This window comes from Oleiphilus sp. HI0086 (assembly GCF_001635225.1).
Genome location: NZ_LWFZ01000056.1, coordinates 1 through 891, shown reverse-complemented (window position 1 = coordinate 891; position 891 = coordinate 1). Strand labels below are relative to the sequence as shown.

Here is an 891-nt window from a genome sequence, read left to right as displayed (position 1 = left end):
CCCAGCCATTCTTCACTAGCTGCTCCATCACATAGCGGTCGCCCACATTTGCACGAACAAAAGGAATATTCAGCTTTTGCAATGCCAGCTCTGCACCAAAGTTCGTCATTAATGTACCGACAACCCCACCTTCCAAGCGACCAGCCTGCTGACGATTCCTGGCAATAATATAAATCAGCTCATCACCATCAACCACTTCACCTTTATGATCAACCATGATGACACGGTCACCGTCGCCATCAAATGCAATCCCGAGATCAGCCTCAACTTCTAATACCTTGTCAACAAGCGCCTGAGGGCTTGTCGAACCTACATCACGATTAATATTCAAACCATCTGGTTGCACACCAATTGTGGTGATTTCTGCACCCAATTCTTTAAAGACATAAGGCGCCACCTGGTAGGTTGCACCATGCGCACAATCCAGCACAATTTTCATACCAGTCAAAGACATCGACGAAGGAATGGTCGCCTTACAGCATTCGACATAACGGCCAATTGCATCATCAATACGTTTCGCCTTACCTAGCAGGTCGGGCGCTACGACTTCAAGGTCTTTATCAAGCCAAGATTCAATCTCTAATTCAACAGCATCATCCAACTTCAAACCCTTAGAAGAAAAGAACTTAATACCGTTATCATGATAAGGGTTATGGGAAGCACTAATAACAATACCGGCATTTGCCCTATAGGTTCGCGTCAAGTACGCAACGGCTGGTGTAGGCATTGGGCCCAATAAGCGCACATCCATACCCGCTGCAGATAAACCTGCCTCAAGCGCAGACTCAAACAAGTAACCGGATATTCGCGTATCTTTACCAATAATGACACGATTCCTGAGGCCTTCTTTCTTGAAAACCTTACCACAAGCCCAACCCAGCTTAAGCATAA

The 891-nt window shown here is 46.1% G+C and carries 1 protein-coding gene; it reads right to left on the bottom strand.

All coding sequences use genetic code 11. The features are described 5' to 3' along the window. Positions 1 to 889: phosphoglucosamine mutase (glmM, locus tag A3756_RS00865; protein WP_068552659.1), on the bottom strand; the 889-nt coding region annotated here is incomplete at its 3' end. Between the last annotated feature and the right edge of the window lie 2 nt (positions 890 to 891).